Consider the following 1,370-nt stretch of genomic DNA (forward strand, 5'->3'; position numbering starts at 1 on the left):
GATCTGCATCAAGCTTAATATTCATACAAATAGTAAAACTCAAAAAAGACACTAAAAGTGTCTCTTTTATATAAATTCTACAGCCTCAACGCCCAATAGTGCGTCGAGACTTACAGAGTAATTTGGCCGCATTGGCAATTGTTATTCTATCTTCGATAACTTTCGCAACGATATCAACTGTGAGTTGAGCTTTAGAATCCATCACAATCATCCTCAACACCCCCTTAGTATTAAGAAGAAATAACACTAACAGAGATGTATAAAAAGAGACCGACAGTTTTCCTTGGTAATTAGCTACTACGACAGAATCGCTTGGTAATTAAGATACGACAAAGTCGCTTGGTGTTAACAACCATAGTCACTTGTTTATTATATGCCAGCACCACCATGCAGAACTACTTGATTCCTATTGCCATTTAATAATTGTAATAAGTTATTAGAAAACTCTTCCATTTTATGGTTTCGTACCTGAAGTTCACCTGATATTTTACGAATTTCTTCTTTTCGACAATCACTATATGGGTGATCAGCAAGCATCACATGAACTCCAACAATTCCATTTAATTTACTCGATGAAAGTACGTTGCATCGCAGTGATAATGTTTCTAAATATTCACTGTGATTAGGTTTAGATTGCGAACCAATTAACTCTGCTGCTCCATCCATTTTTGAAGAAAGCAGCTTAAGGTTTTTGCAAAAGGTCTTAACGTCATCTGCATTAAACCATGCTTCACCAATACCAGAGAACTCATTTAAATTTAGCTTACCAGATAAACCTACAGCGTAATCTTCAAGATCCGCTGTAATTGTTAATTGCTCCATCGTTCTCCCTTTGGCATATAATGAATGATATGGACTCCCCATCCAATTGGCATTTGTGCCATATTGAAAGTGCAAACATTCAAAAAATGGAGAGCCCATATGTCTTTAATTAAAGTTGTTGGCATCGATTTAGCCAAATTAGTTTTTAGTATCCATGGTGTTGATAAACATGACAAGTGTAAATTACGTAAAACTATTAAAAGAAACAAGCTATTAAAAGAAATAACTCAGCTTCCACCTTGTATTATTACGATGGAAGCCTGCTCTGGCTCTCATTACTGGGCAAGAGAATTTACCAAACTCGGACACGATGTACGTATTATGGCTTCTAAATTTGTTATTCCTTATCGCCAAAATGAAAAAAATGATGCCAATGATGCTGAAGCAATTTGTGAAGCTGCTACTAGACCTAAAACACGTTTTGTCACTATTAAAAACGAAGAACAACAAGCTGTGACCTGGTCAACTAAATTCAGTCACCCTAGTTAAGCAACCATTTTTAATTCTTTATTCAATAATTCAAATTTATTTGGACTTTGGTAACCCAG

The 1,370-nt window shown here is 35.5% G+C and carries 1 protein-coding gene and 1 pseudogene; one reads left to right on the top strand and one right to left on the bottom strand.

The window, feature by feature from the left end; all coding sequences use genetic code 11:
- Positions 1 to 369 precede the first annotated feature (369 nt).
- Positions 370 to 921: a hypothetical protein gene (locus tag BM088_RS26895; RefSeq protein WP_091992018.1), complete on the bottom strand. Its 552-nt coding sequence runs from the start codon at positions 919 to 921 to the stop codon at positions 370 to 372.
- Here BM088_RS26895 and BM088_RS26900 point away from each other — a divergent pair.
- Positions 922 to 1,278, top strand: a pseudogene (locus tag BM088_RS26900) (IS110 family transposase); the annotation flags it as partial.
- Between the last annotated feature and the right edge of the window lie 92 nt (positions 1,279 to 1,370).

Source organism: Pseudoalteromonas denitrificans DSM 6059 (assembly GCF_900112265.1).
GTDB lineage: Bacteria > Pseudomonadota > Gammaproteobacteria > Enterobacterales > Alteromonadaceae > Pseudoalteromonas > Pseudoalteromonas denitrificans.